At 40.1% G+C, this 16,816-nt stretch carries 35 protein-coding genes; 11 read left to right on the top strand and 24 right to left on the bottom strand.

Annotated elements, in window-relative coordinates:
- Nucleotides 1-2: 2 nt before the first annotated feature.
- The 18 genes from I3B46_RS15445 to I3B46_RS15360 form a co-directional block, all read right to left on the bottom strand.
- Nucleotides 3-179: a hypothetical protein gene (locus I3B46_RS15445; RefSeq protein ID WP_004916560.1), complete on the bottom strand. Its 177-nt coding sequence runs from the start codon at nt 177-179 to the stop codon at nt 3-5.
- 155 nt (nt 180-334) lie between these two features.
- Nucleotides 335-598: a hypothetical protein gene (locus I3B46_RS15440; protein WP_196993097.1), complete on the bottom strand. Its 264-nt coding sequence runs from the start codon at nt 596-598 to the stop codon at nt 335-337.
- Nucleotides 599-605: 7 nt separating this feature from the next.
- Nucleotides 606-941, bottom strand: coding sequence for a hypothetical protein (locus I3B46_RS15435; RefSeq protein WP_196993096.1), 336 nt, complete (start codon nt 939-941; stop codon nt 606-608).
- Between the two features lie 68 nt (nt 942-1,009).
- Nucleotides 1,010-1,261 (bottom strand): hypothetical protein, encoded by a 252-nt coding sequence (locus tag I3B46_RS15430; RefSeq protein ID WP_196993095.1) that lies wholly within the window; start codon nt 1,259-1,261, stop codon nt 1,010-1,012.
- A 61-nt stretch (nt 1,262-1,322) separates the two neighbouring features.
- Complete coding sequence (locus I3B46_RS15425) at nt 1,323-1,817, bottom strand: ASCH domain-containing protein (RefSeq protein WP_196993094.1); 495 nt, start codon at nt 1,815-1,817, stop codon at nt 1,323-1,325.
- 284 nt (nt 1,818-2,101) lie between these two features.
- Nucleotides 2,102-2,260: a hook protein gene (locus I3B46_RS15420; RefSeq protein WP_163768728.1), complete on the bottom strand. Its 159-nt coding sequence runs from the start codon at nt 2,258-2,260 to the stop codon at nt 2,102-2,104.
- 40 nt (nt 2,261-2,300) lie between these two features.
- Entirely contained in the window at nt 2,301-2,801 is a 501-nt protein-coding gene (gene ssb / locus I3B46_RS15415) for a single-stranded DNA-binding protein (protein WP_163762141.1), read from the bottom strand.
- Complete coding sequence (locus I3B46_RS21885) at nt 2,791-3,327, bottom strand: HNH endonuclease signature motif containing protein (RefSeq protein WP_231405869.1); 537 nt, start codon at nt 3,325-3,327, stop codon at nt 2,791-2,793. Before I3B46_RS21885 ends, ssb begins: the two co-directional genes overlap by 11 nt.
- On the bottom strand, nt 3,327-3,938 hold the full coding sequence (locus I3B46_RS15405) for a lambda exonuclease family protein (RefSeq protein ID WP_196993093.1): 612 nt from the start codon (nt 3,936-3,938) through the stop codon (nt 3,327-3,329). The genes I3B46_RS21885 and I3B46_RS15405 overlap by 1 nt, the downstream gene beginning before the upstream one ends.
- A complete protein-coding gene (gene bet / locus I3B46_RS15400; RefSeq protein ID WP_053110606.1) occupies nt 3,922-4,656 on the bottom strand; it encodes a phage recombination protein Bet in 735 nt (244 codons plus the stop codon). The genes I3B46_RS15405 and bet overlap by 17 nt, the downstream gene beginning before the upstream one ends.
- A 14-nt stretch (nt 4,657-4,670) precedes the next feature.
- A complete protein-coding gene (locus tag I3B46_RS15395; protein ID WP_121874695.1) occupies nt 4,671-4,886 on the bottom strand; it encodes a hypothetical protein in 216 nt (71 codons plus the stop codon).
- Nucleotides 4,883-5,155, bottom strand: coding sequence for a hypothetical protein (locus I3B46_RS22510; protein WP_150376433.1), 273 nt, complete (start codon nt 5,153-5,155; stop codon nt 4,883-4,885). Before I3B46_RS22510 ends, I3B46_RS15395 begins: the two co-directional genes overlap by 4 nt.
- A gap of 250 nt (nt 5,156-5,405) precedes the next feature.
- Nucleotides 5,406-5,597, bottom strand: a complete 192-nt coding sequence (locus I3B46_RS15385; protein ID WP_196993092.1) for a DUF551 domain-containing protein — start codon at nt 5,595-5,597, stop codon at nt 5,406-5,408.
- 63 nt (nt 5,598-5,660) lie between these two features.
- The gene (locus I3B46_RS15380) at nt 5,661-5,912 is read right to left on the bottom strand and encodes a hypothetical protein (protein ID WP_196993091.1); all 252 of its coding nucleotides are present in this window, start codon (nt 5,910-5,912) and stop codon (nt 5,661-5,663) included.
- Between the two features lies 1 nt (nt 5,913).
- Entirely contained in the window at nt 5,914-6,138 is a 225-nt protein-coding gene (locus I3B46_RS15375) for a hypothetical protein (RefSeq protein ID WP_196993229.1), read from the bottom strand.
- 27 nt (nt 6,139-6,165) lie between these two features.
- Nucleotides 6,166-6,441 carry a hypothetical protein gene (locus tag I3B46_RS15370; protein WP_196993090.1) on the bottom strand — a complete coding sequence of 92 codons (276 nt, stop codon included), beginning with the start codon at nt 6,439-6,441 and terminating at the stop codon, nt 6,166-6,168.
- 24 nt (nt 6,442-6,465) lie between these two features.
- Nucleotides 6,466-6,708 (bottom strand): hypothetical protein, encoded by a 243-nt coding sequence (locus tag I3B46_RS15365; protein WP_105874282.1) that lies wholly within the window; start codon nt 6,706-6,708, stop codon nt 6,466-6,468.
- A gap of 54 nt (nt 6,709-6,762) precedes the next feature.
- Nucleotides 6,763-7,065: a regulator gene (locus I3B46_RS15360; RefSeq protein WP_196993089.1), complete on the bottom strand. Its 303-nt coding sequence runs from the start codon at nt 7,063-7,065 to the stop codon at nt 6,763-6,765.
- Nucleotides 7,066-7,194: 129 nt separating this feature from the next.
- Between I3B46_RS15360 and I3B46_RS15355 the strand changes: the two genes are divergently transcribed.
- Nucleotides 7,195-7,728, top strand: coding sequence for a super-infection exclusion protein B (locus tag I3B46_RS15355; RefSeq protein WP_196993088.1), 534 nt, complete (start codon nt 7,195-7,197; stop codon nt 7,726-7,728).
- A gap of 26 nt (nt 7,729-7,754) precedes the next feature.
- Here the strand turns inward: I3B46_RS15355 and I3B46_RS15350 are convergent, their stop codons facing one another.
- From I3B46_RS15350 to I3B46_RS15330, 6 genes are all read right to left on the bottom strand, one after another.
- Nucleotides 7,755-7,964, bottom strand: coding sequence for a hypothetical protein (locus I3B46_RS15350; protein WP_231405868.1), 210 nt, complete (start codon nt 7,962-7,964; stop codon nt 7,755-7,757).
- Between the two features lie 463 nt (nt 7,965-8,427).
- Nucleotides 8,428-9,165, bottom strand: a complete 738-nt coding sequence (locus I3B46_RS15345; protein ID WP_223854686.1) for an HIRAN domain-containing protein — start codon at nt 9,163-9,165, stop codon at nt 8,428-8,430.
- On the bottom strand, nt 9,158-10,093 hold the full coding sequence (locus I3B46_RS15340) for a hypothetical protein (protein WP_105874279.1): 936 nt from the start codon (nt 10,091-10,093) through the stop codon (nt 9,158-9,160). Before I3B46_RS15340 ends, I3B46_RS15345 begins: the two co-directional genes overlap by 8 nt.
- Before the next feature lie 67 nt (nt 10,094-10,160).
- Nucleotides 10,161-10,502, bottom strand: a complete 342-nt coding sequence (locus tag I3B46_RS15335; RefSeq protein ID WP_004916513.1) for a DUF3024 domain-containing protein — start codon at nt 10,500-10,502, stop codon at nt 10,161-10,163.
- A 21-nt stretch (nt 10,503-10,523) separates the two neighbouring features.
- Complete coding sequence (locus tag I3B46_RS22505; RefSeq protein WP_255531743.1) at nt 10,524-10,658, bottom strand: hypothetical protein; 135 nt, start codon at nt 10,656-10,658, stop codon at nt 10,524-10,526.
- 120 nt (nt 10,659-10,778) lie between these two features.
- Nucleotides 10,779-11,426, bottom strand: a complete 648-nt coding sequence (locus tag I3B46_RS15330; RefSeq protein ID WP_196993086.1) for a LexA family protein — start codon at nt 11,424-11,426, stop codon at nt 10,779-10,781.
- A 117-nt stretch (nt 11,427-11,543) separates the two neighbouring features.
- On the opposite strand from I3B46_RS15330, the gene I3B46_RS15325 reads away from it, so the two are divergent.
- The 10 genes from I3B46_RS15325 to I3B46_RS15280 all read left to right on the top strand — a co-directional run bounded on the left by I3B46_RS15325 (nt 11,544) and on the right by I3B46_RS15280 (nt 16,630).
- Nucleotides 11,544-11,753, top strand: coding sequence for a helix-turn-helix transcriptional regulator (locus I3B46_RS15325; protein WP_196993085.1), 210 nt, complete (start codon nt 11,544-11,546; stop codon nt 11,751-11,753).
- A 109-nt stretch (nt 11,754-11,862) separates the two neighbouring features.
- Complete coding sequence (locus I3B46_RS15320; protein ID WP_196993084.1) at nt 11,863-12,210, top strand: hypothetical protein; 348 nt, start codon at nt 11,863-11,865, stop codon at nt 12,208-12,210.
- 96 nt (nt 12,211-12,306) lie between these two features.
- Nucleotides 12,307-12,486, top strand: a complete 180-nt coding sequence (locus I3B46_RS15315) for a hypothetical protein (protein ID WP_072502857.1) — start codon at nt 12,307-12,309, stop codon at nt 12,484-12,486.
- Nucleotides 12,479-13,561 carry a replication protein gene (locus I3B46_RS15310; RefSeq protein ID WP_196993083.1) on the top strand — a complete coding sequence of 361 codons (1,083 nt, stop codon included), beginning with the start codon at nt 12,479-12,481 and terminating at the stop codon, nt 13,559-13,561. Before I3B46_RS15315 ends, I3B46_RS15310 begins: the two co-directional genes overlap by 8 nt.
- A gap of 1 nt (nt 13,562) precedes the next feature.
- On the top strand, nt 13,563-14,939 hold the full coding sequence (locus I3B46_RS15305; protein WP_196993082.1) for a replicative DNA helicase: 1,377 nt from the start codon (nt 13,563-13,565) through the stop codon (nt 14,937-14,939).
- An 18-nt stretch (nt 14,940-14,957) separates the two neighbouring features.
- A complete protein-coding gene (locus I3B46_RS15300) occupies nt 14,958-15,149 on the top strand; it encodes a hypothetical protein (protein WP_196993081.1) in 192 nt (63 codons plus the stop codon).
- 65 nt (nt 15,150-15,214) lie between these two features.
- A complete protein-coding gene (locus I3B46_RS15295; RefSeq protein ID WP_163768517.1) occupies nt 15,215-15,466 on the top strand; it encodes a hypothetical protein in 252 nt (83 codons plus the stop codon).
- A gap of 197 nt (nt 15,467-15,663) precedes the next feature.
- Nucleotides 15,664-15,885 carry a DUF551 domain-containing protein gene (locus I3B46_RS15290; RefSeq protein ID WP_196993080.1) on the top strand — a complete coding sequence of 74 codons (222 nt, stop codon included), beginning with the start codon at nt 15,664-15,666 and terminating at the stop codon, nt 15,883-15,885.
- Nucleotides 15,886-15,978: 93 nt separating this feature from the next.
- Nucleotides 15,979-16,167 (top strand): Lar family restriction alleviation protein, encoded by a 189-nt coding sequence (locus I3B46_RS22745; RefSeq protein ID WP_159287725.1) that lies wholly within the window; start codon nt 15,979-15,981, stop codon nt 16,165-16,167.
- Nucleotides 16,168-16,180: 13 nt separating this feature from the next.
- Nucleotides 16,181-16,630 carry a hypothetical protein gene (locus I3B46_RS15280; RefSeq protein ID WP_171831258.1) on the top strand — a complete coding sequence of 150 codons (450 nt, stop codon included), beginning with the start codon at nt 16,181-16,183 and terminating at the stop codon, nt 16,628-16,630.
- Nucleotides 16,631-16,816 lie beyond the last annotated feature (186 nt).

Here is a 16,816-nt window from a genome sequence, read left to right as displayed (position 1 = left end):
GATTAATCCTTCACAGTTATCTTGTAATTACCTGCGTGTGATTTCTTACCGTACGCTGTTTTTCCATCACCAGTAGCCACAGCTAGCGCATTAACATCTGGTTTATTACTGATAATTGTTTTTGCCGCTTCTAGAGCAAATAAATACTCATTATCTTTACATTCGATTGTTATTTTCATTATCTAATCACCTCACCGCAAACTATCTCAACATCCCGCACCATCATTATCTGCATAGCACGGCTCTCGCATTCTTGCTGTGTGTATAATGTATCGGTTACAGGCGTAACATATCCCTGCCAAATTAATAACAGTACAAATAGCTTCATTATTATTTAATCCAATCGATATAGTGGGATATTAGTTTCTGTTTTTTCTGGGTAAATAAATGCTTTTTGTTTTCTACGAAGAAGAAGTCCAGAAACAGGAGTTATATAACCAACAGGCTCTACATCTTTTAGCTCATTAATCCGGTCGTTCATTTTAAGTACATTGCAACTATCGTCATTTGGGATGCTTTCTACGCCGTGTAATACAAAGTTGTTTAATATATTCTGCAATAAAGAATACTCTTCGTCATTTAAGGCAAGTAGCTTCATTTTATTTTCACTCCCAATCTTCTTTAATTAATTGCCTACCTTTATCGGTTAATTCAAGAGTTCGACCAGTATCAATTCCGTAGCCTAAATCCTCTAAAAATTCGCAAGCATCTTCACCAGCCGACATAAATAAATGGTCGCTATTTGCGTATTGTTGGAAAACTAGAATTAAATGCTTAATGGCTTCGTCGCGTTCTTTTTCTAAACTCTCGCGTGATGCTTGCCATGCCATCCATTGGCGCTGGTGCATTCTCGTTATCGAAATCATACCTAACCCATTCCGCTTCATTTCTTCTTTCTGTGGTGCAAACCACTCTTCAAATTGCTGCCTTGATTTATCCATGCTTACTCCTGAATTTTAGGTATAAAAAACCCTGCTAGTGCAGGGTGTTGGATATATTTGTTAATTAATTATTTTATGTAGCCACCTTTGCCATCTAATAATCCAGATGACTTTTCTATAAATTCTTCTTCTGTTGGCACTTTAGTTTCATATGCAACATTATAATAATAACCACTTATTTTAAATGAAGTGGTTCTGTATTTATCACTTACAGTGGGTTCTACTGCATCTCCAAATCTATGGCCTTTCGTTTTTTGCTTTTTATAAAGACAGGTTATAACTTCTGTTTCATTATTATCTTTAATTAGTAAATATTCCATGTCACTCTCCTTATAGTTGAGAGCTGACTATACCATCTAAAATTTAGTTAAGTAGTGATAATCAATAAATTCTGCGAAACTCAATAACCCACGCCCATTCTTTATTATTCCAGCTATCTTCGCCGTATATATCTATCCATGTTTGAGCGAACCACGAACGAGAAAAGTCAGGGAAACCATATTCACGCGACACAATATCAATAGAAGGGTGGCTTGGTGGTGCGCCTTCTTTCATTGCGTCTTGCTGCGATATCTCCTGTACTTGCTGAACCCAAACATCAGTAATTTCAATTTTCCCTTTGATATTACCGTCTTTATCTGCAACTTTGATGATGTCGCCAATTTCACCATACGGACAATCAACATCAACAAAACCATGCCTCCATGCTGCACATACTTGCTCTGATAGTGTGTAACCATCTTGCCATGCACCTAAATTGCGTAATTCATCCTCGGTTACTTTTGGCTGTGGTTCAATCAGTCTACGTGTCTGTGTTTTTCTGCCATCCATGACAGCCGCTAACATTGCATCGTTAAACTTGATTCTGTCTTTCATATTCATCCCTCTTATTGCATATATTTAATCGCTAGGATTAAAACGTTTCATGGCAAATATTTAATCATCACCTACACTTAAGCCAGAAAGGTTAATGACAAGCTGTGCAACTTTCGCCGATGCTCCCTGTGTCGGCTTTTTTTGTCTAAATATCTTGCCAAATCCTGCTCGTTAACTATTCTTAAACTGCATACACAGATAAATTATAAGCTTCATTCCTGCACGTCCCCTTGCCGTCCGCGCCGTGGCGGCATTTTTTATTCATTGCATCCCTGCGAGTTAAATTAATCTTCCGTTAAGTCAATAACATCATCAATAACACTTTGCTTTACTGCGTAATAGCCATCTTCGCCATTGAGTGTGATTTCTTCCGTGTTTTTGTAAATGCTGATAATCGCCTGTTTCAACTTCGCATTTTCTTCTTGTAACTGTTCAATAGTCATATCTATCTCCTGTTTGCATCCTTGCAAATATATCCTTTGGTTAAATCACATAAATAGCGTGGCGTGAGTATTGCAGCCCGATAGGGGCAAAGGGAATATTGTCATCCCAATCCATCGGTGGCTCATTCTGCGGCGATTGTTGCTGTGACTGTTGAGATTGTCGCGCTGGTTGCTGGATTCCTGCCTGATTGCTATTGCCGCCTAACATTTGCATAGAGCCGCCGATATTCACAACGACTTCTGTCGTGTATCGGTCTTGACCGCTCTGGTCTTGCCATTTTCTGGTTTGCAAAGAACCTTCGATGTATACCTGACTTCCTTTTTTCAGATATTCGCCTGCAATTTCAGCTAAATTGCCGAAAATCACCACTTTATGCCACTCTGTTTTCTCGCGCATTTCACCGGTTTGCTTATCGCGCCAGCTTTCAGAAGTTGCCAGAGTTAGGTTTGCCACAGCGCCGCCGTTAGGCATGTAACGTATAGATGGGTCATCACCGCACCGACCAATTAATATAACTTTATTAACGCCCTTACTTGACATGGCTCACCTTATTTTTATCAACAGCAGCGCCAAGATACCCCCTTGACCCGCTAACTAAATTTTTTAATGAATTGGGGTTTAACCTTCCCTTTCTTGAGCAATCCATCATATTTTGCTTTTGGGTTCCTGCTTCTAAGTGGTCAGGATTTGTGCAGGCAGGGTTGTCACATTTGTGCATGATAACCGCACCATCAGGTATCGCCCCTTTGTACATTTCATAACTAACTCGATGAGCCTTTTCTGGAGATTTATTTGCTCTGACTCTGTTGGATATTATTGGGTGTCCGTGGTTATCCATAGCTCCAGACCAACCCCAACAAGACCCATCAAGACTGATTATTTGCTTCTCTCTAACCCTGTCGAATATGCATCTTCTCTTTAGCGCCCCATGATAACGAGAGTTGCATCCAACCGAGCAAAATCGACTATTTTTCCATTGGGTAATGCTGTGTTTTGCTTTTTTATAAAACTCTGCGCCACAGTGAGCACATTTTTTGATATCAGAAACTTTTAATTTACTAGCCATTAAGAAGCCTCCGCATATTTAGTTAACTTTTCTATTTCTTCCTTGAGTTCATTTAAGAATTTACGAACTTCTTGCTCAATTTCTTGTGCTAGCTCGTCATTAAAAACAATCCGTGTTTTGAAATAAGCGAGGTTTACTGGAAGGCGATTGTCGTAGCTGACAAAGTCACACCATTTGCGTCCAGTGCACATCATTTGCCCATGCATCTGTAATAGATATTCTGTTTTAGGCTTTCCTGTCCTAAGCGTTTCTAAGTGAGTTGCGGTGTTTGGGCATTTGATTTCAATAAGTCCATCTTCATCTACCAACCCATCAGGGCTAGCTCCGAATCCTTCGATAGATGGGTGAAGGATAAACCCTGTTTCTGTCACTGTGGCGTCGAACTCATTGAGGCAATACATTTCCCTTGCAACTGCCTCAAGCTCGTTTCCACGCTCCATACTGGCTGATTTGAAGGACTCTTCCTTTTGTCCTGTTAGTGTTTCGCAAATTAGTTGAGCCATATAATTTCTACGAGTTGCTCCGCTTCCTTTTGCCATTACTTTTGATAGGTTACTGGCGGTAACACATCCTAGTCTTGCCGCATACCATTCGTTAGTCCTCTGCTCCACTTGGCACCTCGGTAAATTCAGCATCAATGGCTATAGAGTTTTTAATTCGTTCCTTTTCAGCGGATCCGATAATGGCTCGCTCATCCCCTGATAACTCCGTCCATAATTGTTTAAATGCGTCCATTCCTTTGGCTGCTGCCGCTTCACACTTAGCGATTAATTCAGCTCTTTTTTCGTGGCTTTCTTGCCCGTTAATAACGCCCGTTGGTGTGTTTTCTGTAATTCTCTCGGCCTCGTCTTGGTCATAAATACCGGCAAAACCAAAAGCTAGTCGAGCACATTGGATCATTGCTTTGTGCCGTAACATCCGTTTTGGGTGTGATTTCCAAGGCTGGGTGTTTCGATTGCATTCATCCATATACTCAGTAACCGAGGTAGGATGACTCCTGTCTTTGCGGTAAATTTTGCATGTGCAGGAGTCAGCGTCCATGATGAACTCCATGCCATCAAAGTTTTTGTTTTCATTAATAATGCGCGCCCAACCATCAACACCAACCACCGGAACAATTCCTGTTCTGTCTGGGAATGCGTAAATTTCTTTAGTCCAAGGGTTTAAGTTGTATTGATTGGCGACGATGAGAAGTGATAGAAACTGTTGGTCTGTTGCTTCGGCTTTAAATGCCGTGGATTTCAATGTTTGAATTAGGTCTTTTTCATCAATAGCCAGCTCTAACTTTTTGGCAAGTGAGCCAGCCATTGAAACTAGTGAGTTACTCATATTTTTCCCTTTGATTATCTCAGTAAGTTTTCAGACTTGGCGGCTTTAAATAATCCATTCCAAATGCCATCAAGTTCAGATTCATTAAGTTTTTGTATTAGATGCGGAGTTTCATCCATGACCGCATCATAAAACCGTTGAGCTATTTCATTAGTTAGCTCATCATCCTGATTTGCTAAGTGCTCACGGTCTGGAATAGTGACGAAGTTTTCACGCTCTGAAATTCTCATGCTGCCACCTTACCTTTGCTCCTGATGTAATCGACAATCCATTGCCCGTCTCCTGCTGCTATGGCTTCATCAATAAACCCAGCAAGCTGCCCATTTTCCTTAATGTTTTCGTAGCGTTCTTTTTCCGTGAACTGTAGTTTGCTGATGATTGTTCCGTAATCACCGTCTATGCGCTTGATGTCATTTCCGTTGACACAAGTAATAATTGTTCCTGATGAGGAGTGGTCGCATCCAAAAGTTGACAATAAAAGCTGTATGCATTTATTCACTTAGACCTCCCGTAACTCGCTTTGAGAAATTCCATTGCTAACCACCAAACATCATCACAACGTTGGCTTATAGCGATTCGCGCCTGTGCCTGAGCCAGACGTAGAAAATGTTTATCGATTTGCATGATTTATCTCGTCAATAGAGGTAATAGAATTGCAGTCATAATGATTAATGCTGCGTAGTAATAGTTATCGCCCATGTGATTACCTCACATAGTTATTTAAAGTGTTCTGGTGTTGGTGCGGTGGGTTACTGCCTTGCTGGTGCTGGTAAGTCTTGCCAGTGAGTTGCTGTCACCTCCTGACCATATCGATTAAATCTATTTCCTTTTAATCTGCTCGCTTCAACAACATGTCCATATATTGTTGTGATAAGAACTCGCCTATTAGCTAACGGCAACTGTTCATCACAGCGAATCCAACCGTTATTATCATTTGCCATTCCTATGTTCCTTATGTGCGTATTCCTCACTATTAATAGCGATATGAATGATTAAGTGGTGGGTTACTGCTGACCGAGGGCTTTTGCGATGACGGCGTCAGTGATATCTAAATTGTCGCCACTGTCCTGTTTGTAGCTTGCAACTATGTTTCGTAGTCGAATGAGCTCACTTAATAACTCTGGTGCTGCTGCGATTAGATGGGCGTTGGCTGTAGAGTTAGTCAATCCAACATAGCTTCCGCTGTCATCATATAACTCGATAAAATATTCTCTTTTTGTCGCCATCCAAGGCGCTGGACTATGCTTAAATTCCATATCACCCCCTAGCCTTTAACATTGCATCTGCCATTTGATATGCGTTTTTCGCTACCCATTCAAGCGTTTGGTCTGTCGACGTATCAATCATTGCATTGTTGGCTATAATTCCATTCATAGCCTTAGCAGCTAGATAATCACGTAAACTCATGCCTTCCTGCGCTACAAACTGCATATCTGGATGTCCACTTGCAGGAAAAGCCGCTCCACCTGTTTTATCTGTCATACTCCCTCCGTTATTAACTAAACGATGCTAGTCATCAAGATTGAGTTTTTGAATTAAATCGCTAACCGCGCTATCTACTGATTCCTGATTAATGGAATCAAACAGCTTATCGCGAGATTTTTCCGCTTTCTCGCAACTTTCATCATCATCGTCGTCGTAATCTATCCATAATCCAAAATCGACCTCGAAAAGTTTCTCTGGCCAACAATACTGAACTCCGACCTTTGACTCTTCTGAGTTATGCGCTTTTTTAACTAGAATCTGACGCCCATGTGACTCAAATTCCTTAAACCATATTTCCATCTCTATCTCCTATCTATTAATCAACTAGTAAATGCCACCAACTACCAAATCGAACTCACGTTTAGTAATTGCAGGTTGAAGGCAATTAGCAAAAATAATCTCATTGTTATCTAGAGCCTTAACAAATCGCCAGCCTCTAAATAACCGACCAGTTGCCACCTTATCCATGTATTCAGGAAAACAACCAATGTTATCCCTGAGAAATTCAAGAGCTTCCATTCTCTCGGCTATTTCATTTTTCATGCGTTCAATTTGATATTCGGTCACATTTGCCTCCTATTAATCAACTCACCACAGCCCACCTTGATGGACTGTAATTAGTTAACTAAATGGTTTTCTTGGCTGAAAGTTGAATCTATGCCAACCATCGGTTAATTCTATTTCCTCGTATCCGTCATTGCCTTTATGGTCTGCTATTCCAAGTTCTACAGCGTATGAATGCAACGTGTGACGACGTTTTACTTGCTCCATACTTATCCAGTTCAGATCTGAGTTGTGTTTCTGTGCTTTCTTTGGTGTCAATTCCAAGCTGTTAACAGCACTTAATTTTTGCTGGCGAATAATGTCTTTTTTCATGTCTCGCAAGATGCTAATCATGCGGTCTATGCGTTCAATGTCGTTCATATAAGCCTCGTGTAAATTAGTTAACTGTGCCTGCTTTTAACCACGTCAGGCGAGGTGGTTCTCGTGTACCCCTACAGCGAGAAATCGGCTATAATCCACTTACCCCTACAGAATAAGAGATTATCAACCATGCCGAATTGGATTGAGGCAGTGATTGCCTATTTAAAACAAAACACATCATTGAGGTTTAATATGGTTTGGCTGTTTACGTGGTTGCTTTTACTTTTCCTTATTCCTGATTCGGTAGTGAATTTTATTAATGGGAAAATAAACTTTTTTAACATTCCCTATATTGGCGTGATTTTGACGCTAATTCCTGTTTCATTTTTCATTAGCGATTTTTTAAAGTGGCTGTGGTCTTCATTAATAGGTATGCACAGAAATATAAAAGAGTCGCTAAAATTCAGGCGAACCAAAATAGAAATTCAATCACTTTCAGAGAGAGAAAAAGAAATTATCTTGTGCTTAATTAATGGTGATGATATAGACGACTTTGCAAATGATGAAGATGATATTTATATGCACAGTCTTATATATAAAGGCATCATTCATGAGCATCATGACATCTACATGACTAAATACAAGCTAGACCATTACTACCGAAAAGCTATTATTAGTCTTTTGGTTGAAGAGCATGAAAAGGAATATAAAAATAATAGATAAGTTTAATTTTTATATTTGTTCTTGCTTTATCTCGCCGTCACCCCGAACTCACTGCTCGTCTTGCGTAGCCGTGGTTGCTTGCGTGTGTCTGGTGCTGACTTGAGTATTAGTACCAAGTTAGCTATCGGGCAGTCCGTGCCGTTATATGCCTTATATGGCTTATTTCTACGCTCGGCGATCCATGCTTCACGTCGTTTTAAATTCCATCGTTGTTTAGAGTTCATGTTAGATTTCATGTTCCCCTCCTGTTTACTCACCATAGGTCACTCATTGAATGACCTATAATTAGTATTCTTGCGCTTGCATACCTAACACCTGCCAGTGTTGCCTATTCCTATCTGTAATCACTCTCGTGCAGTAGTAACATTCTCACTAACCAGATCGTGCCTAGTGATACGTCGCATTTTTGCGTAAGGGTCTAAACAGGGTAGGTATGCTGTTTCGACTTTCCAAATTGTTAAAGAACATTAGGCTGTAGTTCATGTTGCTTGCCTTTGATGGGGTTAAATGTATACGTTAAGTAGACTAATGTAAATACTAAATGTAGACTTTTTGGTGTAGGTTAAGTCAACTATATGTATTTTCAGGCAATTTATTTTCAAAAAAATCTCAGATTGGAATGCAGATCACTTCTTTGGAGGGGATAGGACACAAAAAAGCCCTCGCGGGGAGGGCTTATGGGGTGTTCTGATTATTGCATTACTCAACAATTGGCATATATGCTACGTTGCTTTTAATTGCGTTTAAAGTGCTATCGTTTGCCTCTCCAGTTAGCTTGCATAGTAATTTGTAGTTTGTAGGAGCGTCCTCACTCAATTGTTCTACAGTTACTTTAATTGTCCCTAACGGATCGTTTAGCATCAGTGAGATATCTTTATTCAGAAATCTAGGGCAGTAACCAATTAGCTCCATTGGATTCATAGCTGACACCGCGATTGCGTAGTTATCATGTTCATTTTGTGGATCTGGCAATAGCCTTAATTCATCACCTTTCCTTAAGGAATTAACTCGGTTTTCTGCTGACTCACTAAAATGTTTGAGTCCATGAGCAAAAAAATAAACCTCTACCTTCCCATTTTCATTTGGATCGATTTTCTTAAACACTTGCAGTTGGTCTGTCGCCCTAATCCCGCCACTTCTTGCCAAAACCTCCATTGGTGAGGCATTGTCATTATTCAATCCTAACCACTTAATGAAAAATGGATATTCTGGCCTTCTGCTGGATAGCAATCTATTCTTAAATAAAGGGAAAAGCTCTTCTGAAATATAAATCTTATCTAGCTCTAGCATTCCACTAAAGGGGTTGAAGTTTTTAGCTTCATAGACTCCCTTAGTATAATTAAAAGCATACCCTGATTGATGCTCTTGTAGTCTTCCTACAACATGCCACCCTCTAGATTCAGGGCATTGCCACGCAACATATACAGAGTTACTCATGTTCATCTCCTAAGAAAAACTGCTTCAACAGCCTTTTTCTATTTTCTTTTACCATCTCAAATGCAAATTTTCTAGAAACTTCAGAAATGCATTTTTCATCTAATCTAGCAAAAATATCTTTTAGGCATTCATCATTTAGGTCATGTAGCTTTGATATCCAAAAGTTCATTACCTCTTTTCGTGTTTTTACTGCCTCTTCGAATGCTTCAATGGTAAGTAATCTTTTAGTATCTTTTTGTGTTCTAAATAACTCAGACCTCGCCTTGGTTACAAATTTAGATATAGAACGGTTTATATCTTTAGTATTAAGTCGTTCATTTTTTTCTCTATCTGTCATTTCTCTTCCTAGGCTAGCTGCATGATCGTATGTTGGGCAAAGGTATCTTTTACCCGACTGGTCATCTTGCATAATTGCCCAGTTTTCATGGTGCCTATCTTGATTACTAATTAACACATCAAGCATCAAATAACCACAGAAAACATCACCAGAAGTTAACCCTGAAATGTCATAATTATGAAATATAGGTGGTAATATCTTGTTTTCCAAACAAGATAATACTCTAGCAACTGTATGTTCTCTTACCCTAACTTGCTTTTCAACATCAGATACTGGTTTTGGGTATCCGGGGGTATGATTATGAAGAACTTCGTTACCCATAACCATCCTGAAATTATGAGGAATAAAATTTGGTGATATCACCCCCCATCTATCTCCACACAACCCTATATCGTATGTAGCATGCGGAATTCCAAGTACTTTACAGATCTCTTCCGCGCACTTTTCAGACCAATGCTCACCAGTGACGCTTTTTGTGTACTTAAATAAGTATTTGTTATTTTTATAAGTAAACCAAAATTTCTCTTTTGTACCTAATTGTTCTAATGAGTCTGGAGATGTATTTATTTTAATAATTGCAAATTTATCCATATTAAATCGATTCCAATTAATCATTAGAATTTTTAGGTTAATACCACCCACACCCTAAAACGTGTCGTCATCCAAAGAAGCAGCCACGGGCATCATCTTCAACGAGCCTAATGGCGTCAGAAAAACTGCCTAGCATTATTTCATCGTAGTTGTGCCAGTTGCTGTCTTTATCCATCCAAAACAGAGACCAAGAGCTGTTAGATTTGTCATGTGTAATTTTTGCTATCGGCTCTTGAGCTTGCCCGTCACTCCAAGTAAGGCGTCTTACTTCAAATATGACAACGGAGTCATCTTCAATGCTATAGCTTAAATCCAGCTCATCCCTTAGGTGTTCAGCAGGTCGGCGCTTTTCCATGAAAAACTCCATACACCGCTTAATGTTAGCTATCTCAATGTCGTTAAATGCCATGCATTCTCCTAAAACGTGTTGTCACTCTGCATTGAAAACCGAAATCCAAGCAAAAGATTCTTCTGCAAACTGTAATACTGCTCCAACTGCTAGCGCTATTATTAACATAACAATCAGCAGCTTATTTTTACTGATGAGTTCTAATAATCTTTTCATATCGAACCCTCACTAATTATCAAATGTAATCAGCAACAATAGAATGATATCCAGCACCGCTATAATAACTAGCAGTATCATTATGTTAGCGTTGGATATCAGCTCTAGCAGTCTTTTCATTTAAAACGTGTCGTCAGGCCATTGTGACTTGATTACCTTGCCTATGATTGTGCAGTTGCCATTAATCGGTATCATCTCGAATCGTGGATTTAATGGCTCAAGATAACACTGACCAGACTCACGAATTAATCGTTTAAACGTAAATTCATCACCATGCAGCCTAGCTATGCAGAAATCACCTATATCTACAGGTTCTTCTGGGTCTACAAGTATTAGCATCCCTTCTGGGAAACTAGGACGCCCACCTTGAGGTGCGGTCATTGAATGCCCCTCAACTTCAAGCCAGAATGCGTTATCACTTGCTTTTCTAGCTGTTGGTATCCATGCAATCGCATCTTTTTCGGTGTAAGTGTTGCTATTACCTGTAAATGCGCCCGCTTGTACCTTGGAAAATAGAGGGTACTCATAAGTTGGCTCGAGTTTTTCAATTGAACCTTCATCAATACTAATAGTTCCATCATGATTTATTGTTGCATTACGAACACCGACATATGCCAGTATCCCAGCAATATCATTAAAGGCTGGCTCTCTCTTTCCTGTCATCCAATGACCAACTGCGGCCTTCGACACGGAGAACCGCTCAGCTAATTGGTCATATGTAATGCCCTTTTCTTTCATTAAGGACTTTGCTAGTTCGTACCATTTCATTTTCATGCCCTAATAATACGATATGTAGACCTATATGTAGATCGACAAATTGTATATTTTTAATTGAAATTAAATCTACTATATGTATACTTCATCCAGAGCAATAAGGAGGTTCGGATGAATAAAATAAGCCAATACAGGAAAAAACTAGGACTTACCCAGTCGGATTTAGCTAAAAACCTAGGTTGCTCAAAAAGTAGCTTAGGTCATTACGAAACTGGACGAAGAAAAGTAGACCTAGATGTATGCAGGCAGTTAGTTAGTTTTTTTAACGAAAATGGGATTAACGTCACTATCGATGACGTTTTCCCGCCAAAGGCAGCATAAGTACTAAATCGCTCTTTAACAATATCGCCCAAAGCTCCTGCATCAGGAGCAATACACACTCACAGGATCGTGAGTCACGGACTAACTGTATCTAAAAGGACTATAGACTATGGAAAATGCAAAAAATATCAAAGTAGAGTGCTCATCAAACGAATTGATGACGTTTTACATCCAACAAATGTATTCAGTCGGTAATAACGGACTCGCTAAGGCGCTAGGAATACACCCATCAAAATCCAGTCGAGATAAAGCCAGAATATTCGATTTAGCTTGCCAGTTGGTGAGTAAGTTCGGATTGCCGCCTGACTCTGTAAATATCAGCGATAAGCCAACGAAAGTTGTTATCGAAGGTGATTATGCAGAAAGGCTCATTCGGGCAATCGAAGGGAAGGGAGGACTTAAAAAAAAGGCCTCAACCACGGCAGGGAGTGAGGCACAAATCAATCTAGATATTTAAGTGTCTATGAAATTGTATCAACAACCAGTGTTAGTGGCAAGGTGGGGAGCTTAGCTTCCCTTTTTTGATACAACAACCGAATAAGGGAATTATACCATGAAAAATAAACGAAATCATGACTTTAATTATCATGCAGTGCATAAAAACATCATGCGAGATAGGGAACTCAGGAAAGTAACCCCTCTAGGCATAAAGCGTCTTAGGGAAGCTTTTGAAGATGCAAAACTAAGGAATGCTCACAGGAAAGAACTATTGGGAGGGGAGCCGCATGAGTAACGTTGCATATGCAGATTTTGGTAATCAACGACGGCAAGAGAGGCCTAACGTGGCAGATCTTGATAATGGGTACACCAGGATAGCAAACGAGCTCTTAGATGCGATTATGCTTGCTGGGTTGACCAAGCACCAATTATTAATGGTTATAGCTGTGTGGAGAAAAACATACGGCTTTAATAAAAAAATGGATTGGGTTGGCAATGAACAACTTGAAAGCATGACAAAGATTGATAGCACTAAATGCTCCACCGCTAAAAATCAATTAGTTCGGATGAAAATCTTTATTCAGGAAGGTCGAAAAATTGGAATGAATAAGAATATTTCTGAATGGGAAACCGACATTGACCGAAACAGTAAAAGTTTTACCGAAACGGTAAAGAATAGCTTTACTAAAACGGTAAAAACCACTTTACCGAAACAGTCAAACACAAAAGACAATAATACAAAAGACAATAAAGACAAGATCCCCCTTACCCCCGTTGGGGAAGATATCGCTCTAGAAATTCTCGATTATTTTAATCAGCTAACCAATTCTAAATTTCAATCTACGGAACCCATCCTAAAAGCGCTTAATACCATCAAAGCTAAAGGCGAATGCTACACAGCTGATGAAATTAAACTTGTGATGGAGTGGGCTGTTAAGACTTGGACTAAAGGGAAGGACTTGAAACCTCAGAACTTGTGTCGAATGACTCGCTTCGATGGCTACCTTTCAGATGCGCTCAAGTGGAAAAACCGTGACGGTATCAATCCTGTCGATTGCCCACACGAAGAGCTGATTAAAATTTGGAATAGATACATCCCTGAGAGAGCTATTGATATCCAGGAATGGACGCCTCGCAGACCTGCTTACAAAGATTTGGAAGCTGTCTGGAATGGGAAGACTAACAAAGGGCAATGGCGTGAAGTAAAACATATGGACACCTGCTTCAAGCTGATATCTCAATCAAGTTTATTTTCTGGTTTGAGCGAAAAAGGTTGGTTAACCCTGGATTGGATCTTAACTCCTGCTAGATGGTCGCAAACCTACGAACAAGCAAAACGCGAATACTCAGAGCGTAAAAAAGGAATTTAACATGAACAGCAAGTTTTGTGATTTATACGCTGAGAAGTCAGTAATTGGCGGGATTTTAAATGCCACTGGAGAATATACAGACCTGGCATCAAGTGCCATAGAGACTTTATCCGAGGATGATTTTACTGCTGTTAGCAATAAATTAATTCTCCGGGCTTTGAAACGAATGAACCAGGCAGGTGCGAAGATTGACCTGATTATGGTTAACAGTGAGCTTGAGCAATGCGGTGATAGCAAAAATAGCGGCGGTTTCCCATATCTTGCTGAATGCGCCAAAGACTTGCCTAGTATCCATATGCTGCCAGGGTATGTTGAGAAAGTTAAACAGCTATCTTTAGCTAGGAGAACAATATCAATTCTTCAAGATGGGATATCCAGGATAAATGAGTCAGGGGTAAATCATGTTCACGATATTGCTGGGCAAATTCAGGAAGAAATATCCAACGTTAGCAATAACCAGGTTACTGAGACTCAACACATCATGTCAGGCGTTGAAGAGTCGCTATCGATTATTGAGTCGATGATCAGCGGTGATATTTGGAAGTATAAAACCGAGTTCGGCTTGCCAGACATTGACCAGGCTTTCGGTGGTTTCAACAACACTGATTTTATTGTTATCGGGGGGCGCCCTGGTATGGGTAAAACAATGCTAAGCACCACGATCACAAAGTCGGTTGGCTTAGCAAAATCTAAACCTGTTTTGTTCTACAGCTTGGAAATGCCATCCTGGCAAATATCTGAACGTGTCGCATTTCATCATGCCAGGGTGGATAAGGAATCAATTCTCGGCAAAGAGAAATCTAAAATGAACATGGATGAAGCCTGGGCTCGGTTATCTAGTTCATTGGCTGAAATCAAAGACTCACCAATTTACATCAACGACAAGCCATCAATGAGTATTCATGAAATCCGGGCTGATGCCAGGAGAATGAATAAACAAACTGGCGGGTTAGGGGTGATCATCGTTGACTACCTTCAAAAGATGAAAATGACTAACCCGGAGAACATGAATCAGTCGGTAGGTGAAATCGCTACCGGGCTTAAGAACCTGGCTAAAGAGCTTAAATGCCCGGTAATCGCCCTGGCGCAATTAAACCGCAACCTAGAGCAGCGAACTAATAAACGCCCTGGGAATGCTGACTTAAGAGAGTCGGGAGTTATTGAGCAGGAAGCTGATGTTATTTTCATGATTTACCGGGATGAGAAATATAACCCTAATACCGAACTAAAAGGAATTACTGAGGTTATATGTACCAAATCCAGGCATGCACCCGGAGCTGAAAAGACGTATTATTTCACTAATACAAGCGGAGGGTTAGATCAGGCTGACTTAACTAGATTAAGATTAGAGTCTCATCAAGATGAAATCGAATGCTAGCTAATAAGAGAGGAAATTATGATTGTTAAAACTGAAAAAATGACGGACGCACAGCTTATTGAATACTTAAAAGATAAGTTGCTATTAATTACAAATGAATTGGCTATTGTAAAAACTGAGTACCCTGATGCGCAGGAGAGAATTGACAAAGCTGTTCGAACATCCGTAAACGCAACGGATGTAATAACGGAACACCAGCGTGAATTCTAAAAACTCAGCCTGCAATATGCGGGCTTTTTTGTGGCCGTAACACACCAAATCATAAGGACTTCTAGATGAGTGGATACGAATTATTGCAGCGGTATCATTTTGACGATAAAGCAAAACATCGATGGACAGAAGCAATGAGCTATCTGTTAGATAATTATGATGATTTCCCTGCCGATATGGACGTTAACATTCAACTCAAAGCAGAGTTTAAGGGGTTTAGATTTATTAAATCACCAGAGGGCGAAGTGCTTTTCGGTAATTGCATAGTGCCAGCAATAACAGCCGATGATTTTTACCAGTTTAAAGCCATCAATTAAGCGAGGTGTTGAGTGATGAAAGGAACTGACTATAAAACTTTGATGTGGGCTTATGTAAATGAGTCTAGAAACAGAAAGCGAAAATATCTTAGACAATGCAAAGATTACAATCGCAAATTTAGCAGTAATTATCGCAGTGAAAAAGTTTTGAAAAAGTTGCTACGTCTTGATTTTCAGCGCTTAACAGGAGGCATCTAATGCAGGGAACTGAGTGGGTTAAGAGAAATGAGCGTACACCTGATGAAGATGGGAAATATTTAATCTACGGGTCACGCGGTATTACTACAGGGCATTGGCAATCACGGCTAAATAAGTTTCAGGATGCAGAGTCAAGCGACAACGAAGGCATGATGGGGTGGAAAGGAATTCTAACGGTAACACACTGGATGCCACTCCCACCAATGCCAGAGGGGGAATGATGAACGAGCGCAAATTAAGACTTGAGGCTGTGAAAATTTGGCAAGAGCTAATTTTACAAGCTAAGCGAAAATACCAATGGTGGGAGTTGTAGCATGAACGAACTCAAGAAATGCCCGTTTTGTGGGTGTGACCGGATTTTTGTCGGCACGTATGATTATGAAGAATTTGACGATAAAACATACTACAAGGCAGAGTGTAATTCATGCGAAGCGGAGACGGGGTTTAAGGATAGCAAACAGGAAGCCATAGCAGCATGGAACAGGAGAGCTAACAGTGAGTGATATGGAGGTTTAATTGACGGATGATATCTGTCTCCATAAATCCAATCTAAAAGGCATTTTCAAAACTCTCTCAGAAGTAACAGAAACTGGTAAGCGTTACCGAATCAAAATCACCGAATGGCGTGAACTCAGAACAATACCAATGAACAAAACATGGCGTATGTGGATAGAAACCACAGGCGATTGGCTGCGTGCGCGTGGCGTTGTCATTGATATTAAAAATGGCGCTGGTGAGGTTGTTCTATCAAAGCCAATCACTAACGAAGAAACGCATGAGTATTTTGTTGGTCACTGGCTAGGTCGTGATGAAAACGGAGAGCGTGAGAAAACCCGCAAGATGGATAAAGCACGGATGCTCTACATGATGGAGAAACACGAAGCATGGTGTATTGAAAAAGGCATTCCAATCATCATCCCAAACGACAGCGAATACATGAAACTCAAGGAGCAGCAAGAGAAATGAAAGAACCCCACATATACAGGCTTCTCACTTACGAAGAAGCAGAAAGACTTTGTGAGCATTACAAGCGACAAGGTTATTCCCCAGTCAAAGTGCTCAATATTAACCCGAAATATTTCGACGTATCAGTCAATCTACCAACCCAAAAATGGCTCAAGCCAACACCGCGAACAATGATTAATAGGATGT

The organism is Providencia sp. 2.29, from assembly GCF_015832305.1.
GTDB lineage: Bacteria > Pseudomonadota > Gammaproteobacteria > Enterobacterales > Enterobacteriaceae > Providencia > Providencia stuartii.
This window is presented reverse-complemented; position numbering and strand designations above follow the sequence as displayed.

Bases quoted from the DNA above. Each gene is read 5' to 3' on its own strand.
- I3B46_RS15445 (WP_004916560.1), bottom strand. From the start codon at position 179: ATGAAAATAACAATCGAATGTAAAGATAATGAGTATTTATTTGCTCTA.
- I3B46_RS15440 (WP_196993097.1), bottom strand. From the start codon at position 598: ATGAAGCTACTTGCCTTAAATGACGAAGAGTATTCTTTATTGCAGAAT.
- I3B46_RS15435 (WP_196993096.1), bottom strand. From the start codon at position 941: ATGGATAAATCAAGGCAGCAATTTGAAGAGTGGTTTGCACCACAGAAA.
- I3B46_RS15430 (WP_196993095.1), bottom strand. From the start codon at position 1,261: ATGGAATATTTACTAATTAAAGATAATAATGAAACAGAAGTTATAACC.
- I3B46_RS15425 (WP_196993094.1), bottom strand. From the start codon at position 1,817: ATGAAAGACAGAATCAAGTTTAACGATGCAATGTTAGCGGCTGTCATG.
- I3B46_RS15420 (WP_163768728.1), bottom strand. From the start codon at position 2,260: ATGACTATTGAACAGTTACAAGAAGAAAATGCGAAGTTGAAACAGGCG.
- ssb (WP_163762141.1), bottom strand. From the start codon at position 2,801: ATGTCAAGTAAGGGCGTTAATAAAGTTATATTAATTGGTCGGTGCGGT.
- I3B46_RS21885 (WP_231405869.1), bottom strand. From the start codon at position 3,327: ATGGCTAGTAAATTAAAAGTTTCTGATATCAAAAAATGTGCTCACTGT.
- bet (WP_053110606.1), bottom strand. From the start codon at position 4,656: ATGAGTAACTCACTAGTTTCAATGGCTGGCTCACTTGCCAAAAAGTTA.
- I3B46_RS15395 (WP_121874695.1), bottom strand. From the start codon at position 4,886: ATGAGAATTTCAGAGCGTGAAAACTTCGTCACTATTCCAGACCGTGAG.
- I3B46_RS15385 (WP_196993092.1), bottom strand. From the start codon at position 5,597: ATGGCAAATGATAATAACGGTTGGATTCGCTGTGATGAACAGTTGCCG.
- I3B46_RS15380 (WP_196993091.1), bottom strand. From the start codon at position 5,912: ATGGAATTTAAGCATAGTCCAGCGCCTTGGATGGCGACAAAAAGAGAA.
- I3B46_RS15375 (WP_196993229.1), bottom strand. From the start codon at position 6,138: ATGACAGATAAAACAGGTGGAGCGGCTTTTCCTGCAAGTGGACATCCA.
- I3B46_RS15370 (WP_196993090.1), bottom strand. From the start codon at position 6,441: ATGGAAATATGGTTTAAGGAATTTGAGTCACATGGGCGTCAGATTCTA.
- I3B46_RS15360 (WP_196993089.1), bottom strand. From the start codon at position 7,065: ATGAACGACATTGAACGCATAGACCGCATGATTAGCATCTTGCGAGAC.
- I3B46_RS15355 (WP_196993088.1), top strand. From the start codon at position 7,195: ATGCCGAATTGGATTGAGGCAGTGATTGCCTATTTAAAACAAAACACA.
- I3B46_RS15350 (WP_231405868.1), bottom strand. From the start codon at position 7,964: ATGAAATCTAACATGAACTCTAAACAACGATGGAATTTAAAACGACGT.
- I3B46_RS15345 (WP_223854686.1), bottom strand. From the start codon at position 9,165: ATGAGTAACTCTGTATATGTTGCGTGGCAATGCCCTGAATCTAGAGGG.
- I3B46_RS15340 (WP_105874279.1), bottom strand. From the start codon at position 10,093: ATGGATAAATTTGCAATTATTAAAATAAATACATCTCCAGACTCATTA.
- I3B46_RS15335 (WP_004916513.1), bottom strand. From the start codon at position 10,502: ATGGCATTTAACGACATTGAGATAGCTAACATTAAGCGGTGTATGGAG.
- I3B46_RS22505 (WP_255531743.1), bottom strand. From the start codon at position 10,658: ATGAAAAGATTATTAGAACTCATCAGTAAAAATAAGCTGCTGATTGTT.
- I3B46_RS15330 (WP_196993086.1), bottom strand. From the start codon at position 11,426: ATGAAATGGTACGAACTAGCAAAGTCCTTAATGAAAGAAAAGGGCATT.
- I3B46_RS15325 (WP_196993085.1), top strand. From the start codon at position 11,544: ATGAATAAAATAAGCCAATACAGGAAAAAACTAGGACTTACCCAGTCG.
- I3B46_RS15320 (WP_196993084.1), top strand. From the start codon at position 11,863: ATGGAAAATGCAAAAAATATCAAAGTAGAGTGCTCATCAAACGAATTG.
- I3B46_RS15315 (WP_072502857.1), top strand. From the start codon at position 12,307: ATGAAAAATAAACGAAATCATGACTTTAATTATCATGCAGTGCATAAA.
- I3B46_RS15310 (WP_196993083.1), top strand. From the start codon at position 12,479: ATGAGTAACGTTGCATATGCAGATTTTGGTAATCAACGACGGCAAGAG.
- I3B46_RS15305 (WP_196993082.1), top strand. From the start codon at position 13,563: ATGAACAGCAAGTTTTGTGATTTATACGCTGAGAAGTCAGTAATTGGC.
- I3B46_RS15300 (WP_196993081.1), top strand. From the start codon at position 14,958: ATGATTGTTAAAACTGAAAAAATGACGGACGCACAGCTTATTGAATAC.
- I3B46_RS15295 (WP_163768517.1), top strand. From the start codon at position 15,215: ATGAGTGGATACGAATTATTGCAGCGGTATCATTTTGACGATAAAGCA.
- I3B46_RS15290 (WP_196993080.1), top strand. From the start codon at position 15,664: ATGCAGGGAACTGAGTGGGTTAAGAGAAATGAGCGTACACCTGATGAA.
- I3B46_RS22745 (WP_159287725.1), top strand. From the start codon at position 15,979: ATGAACGAACTCAAGAAATGCCCGTTTTGTGGGTGTGACCGGATTTTT.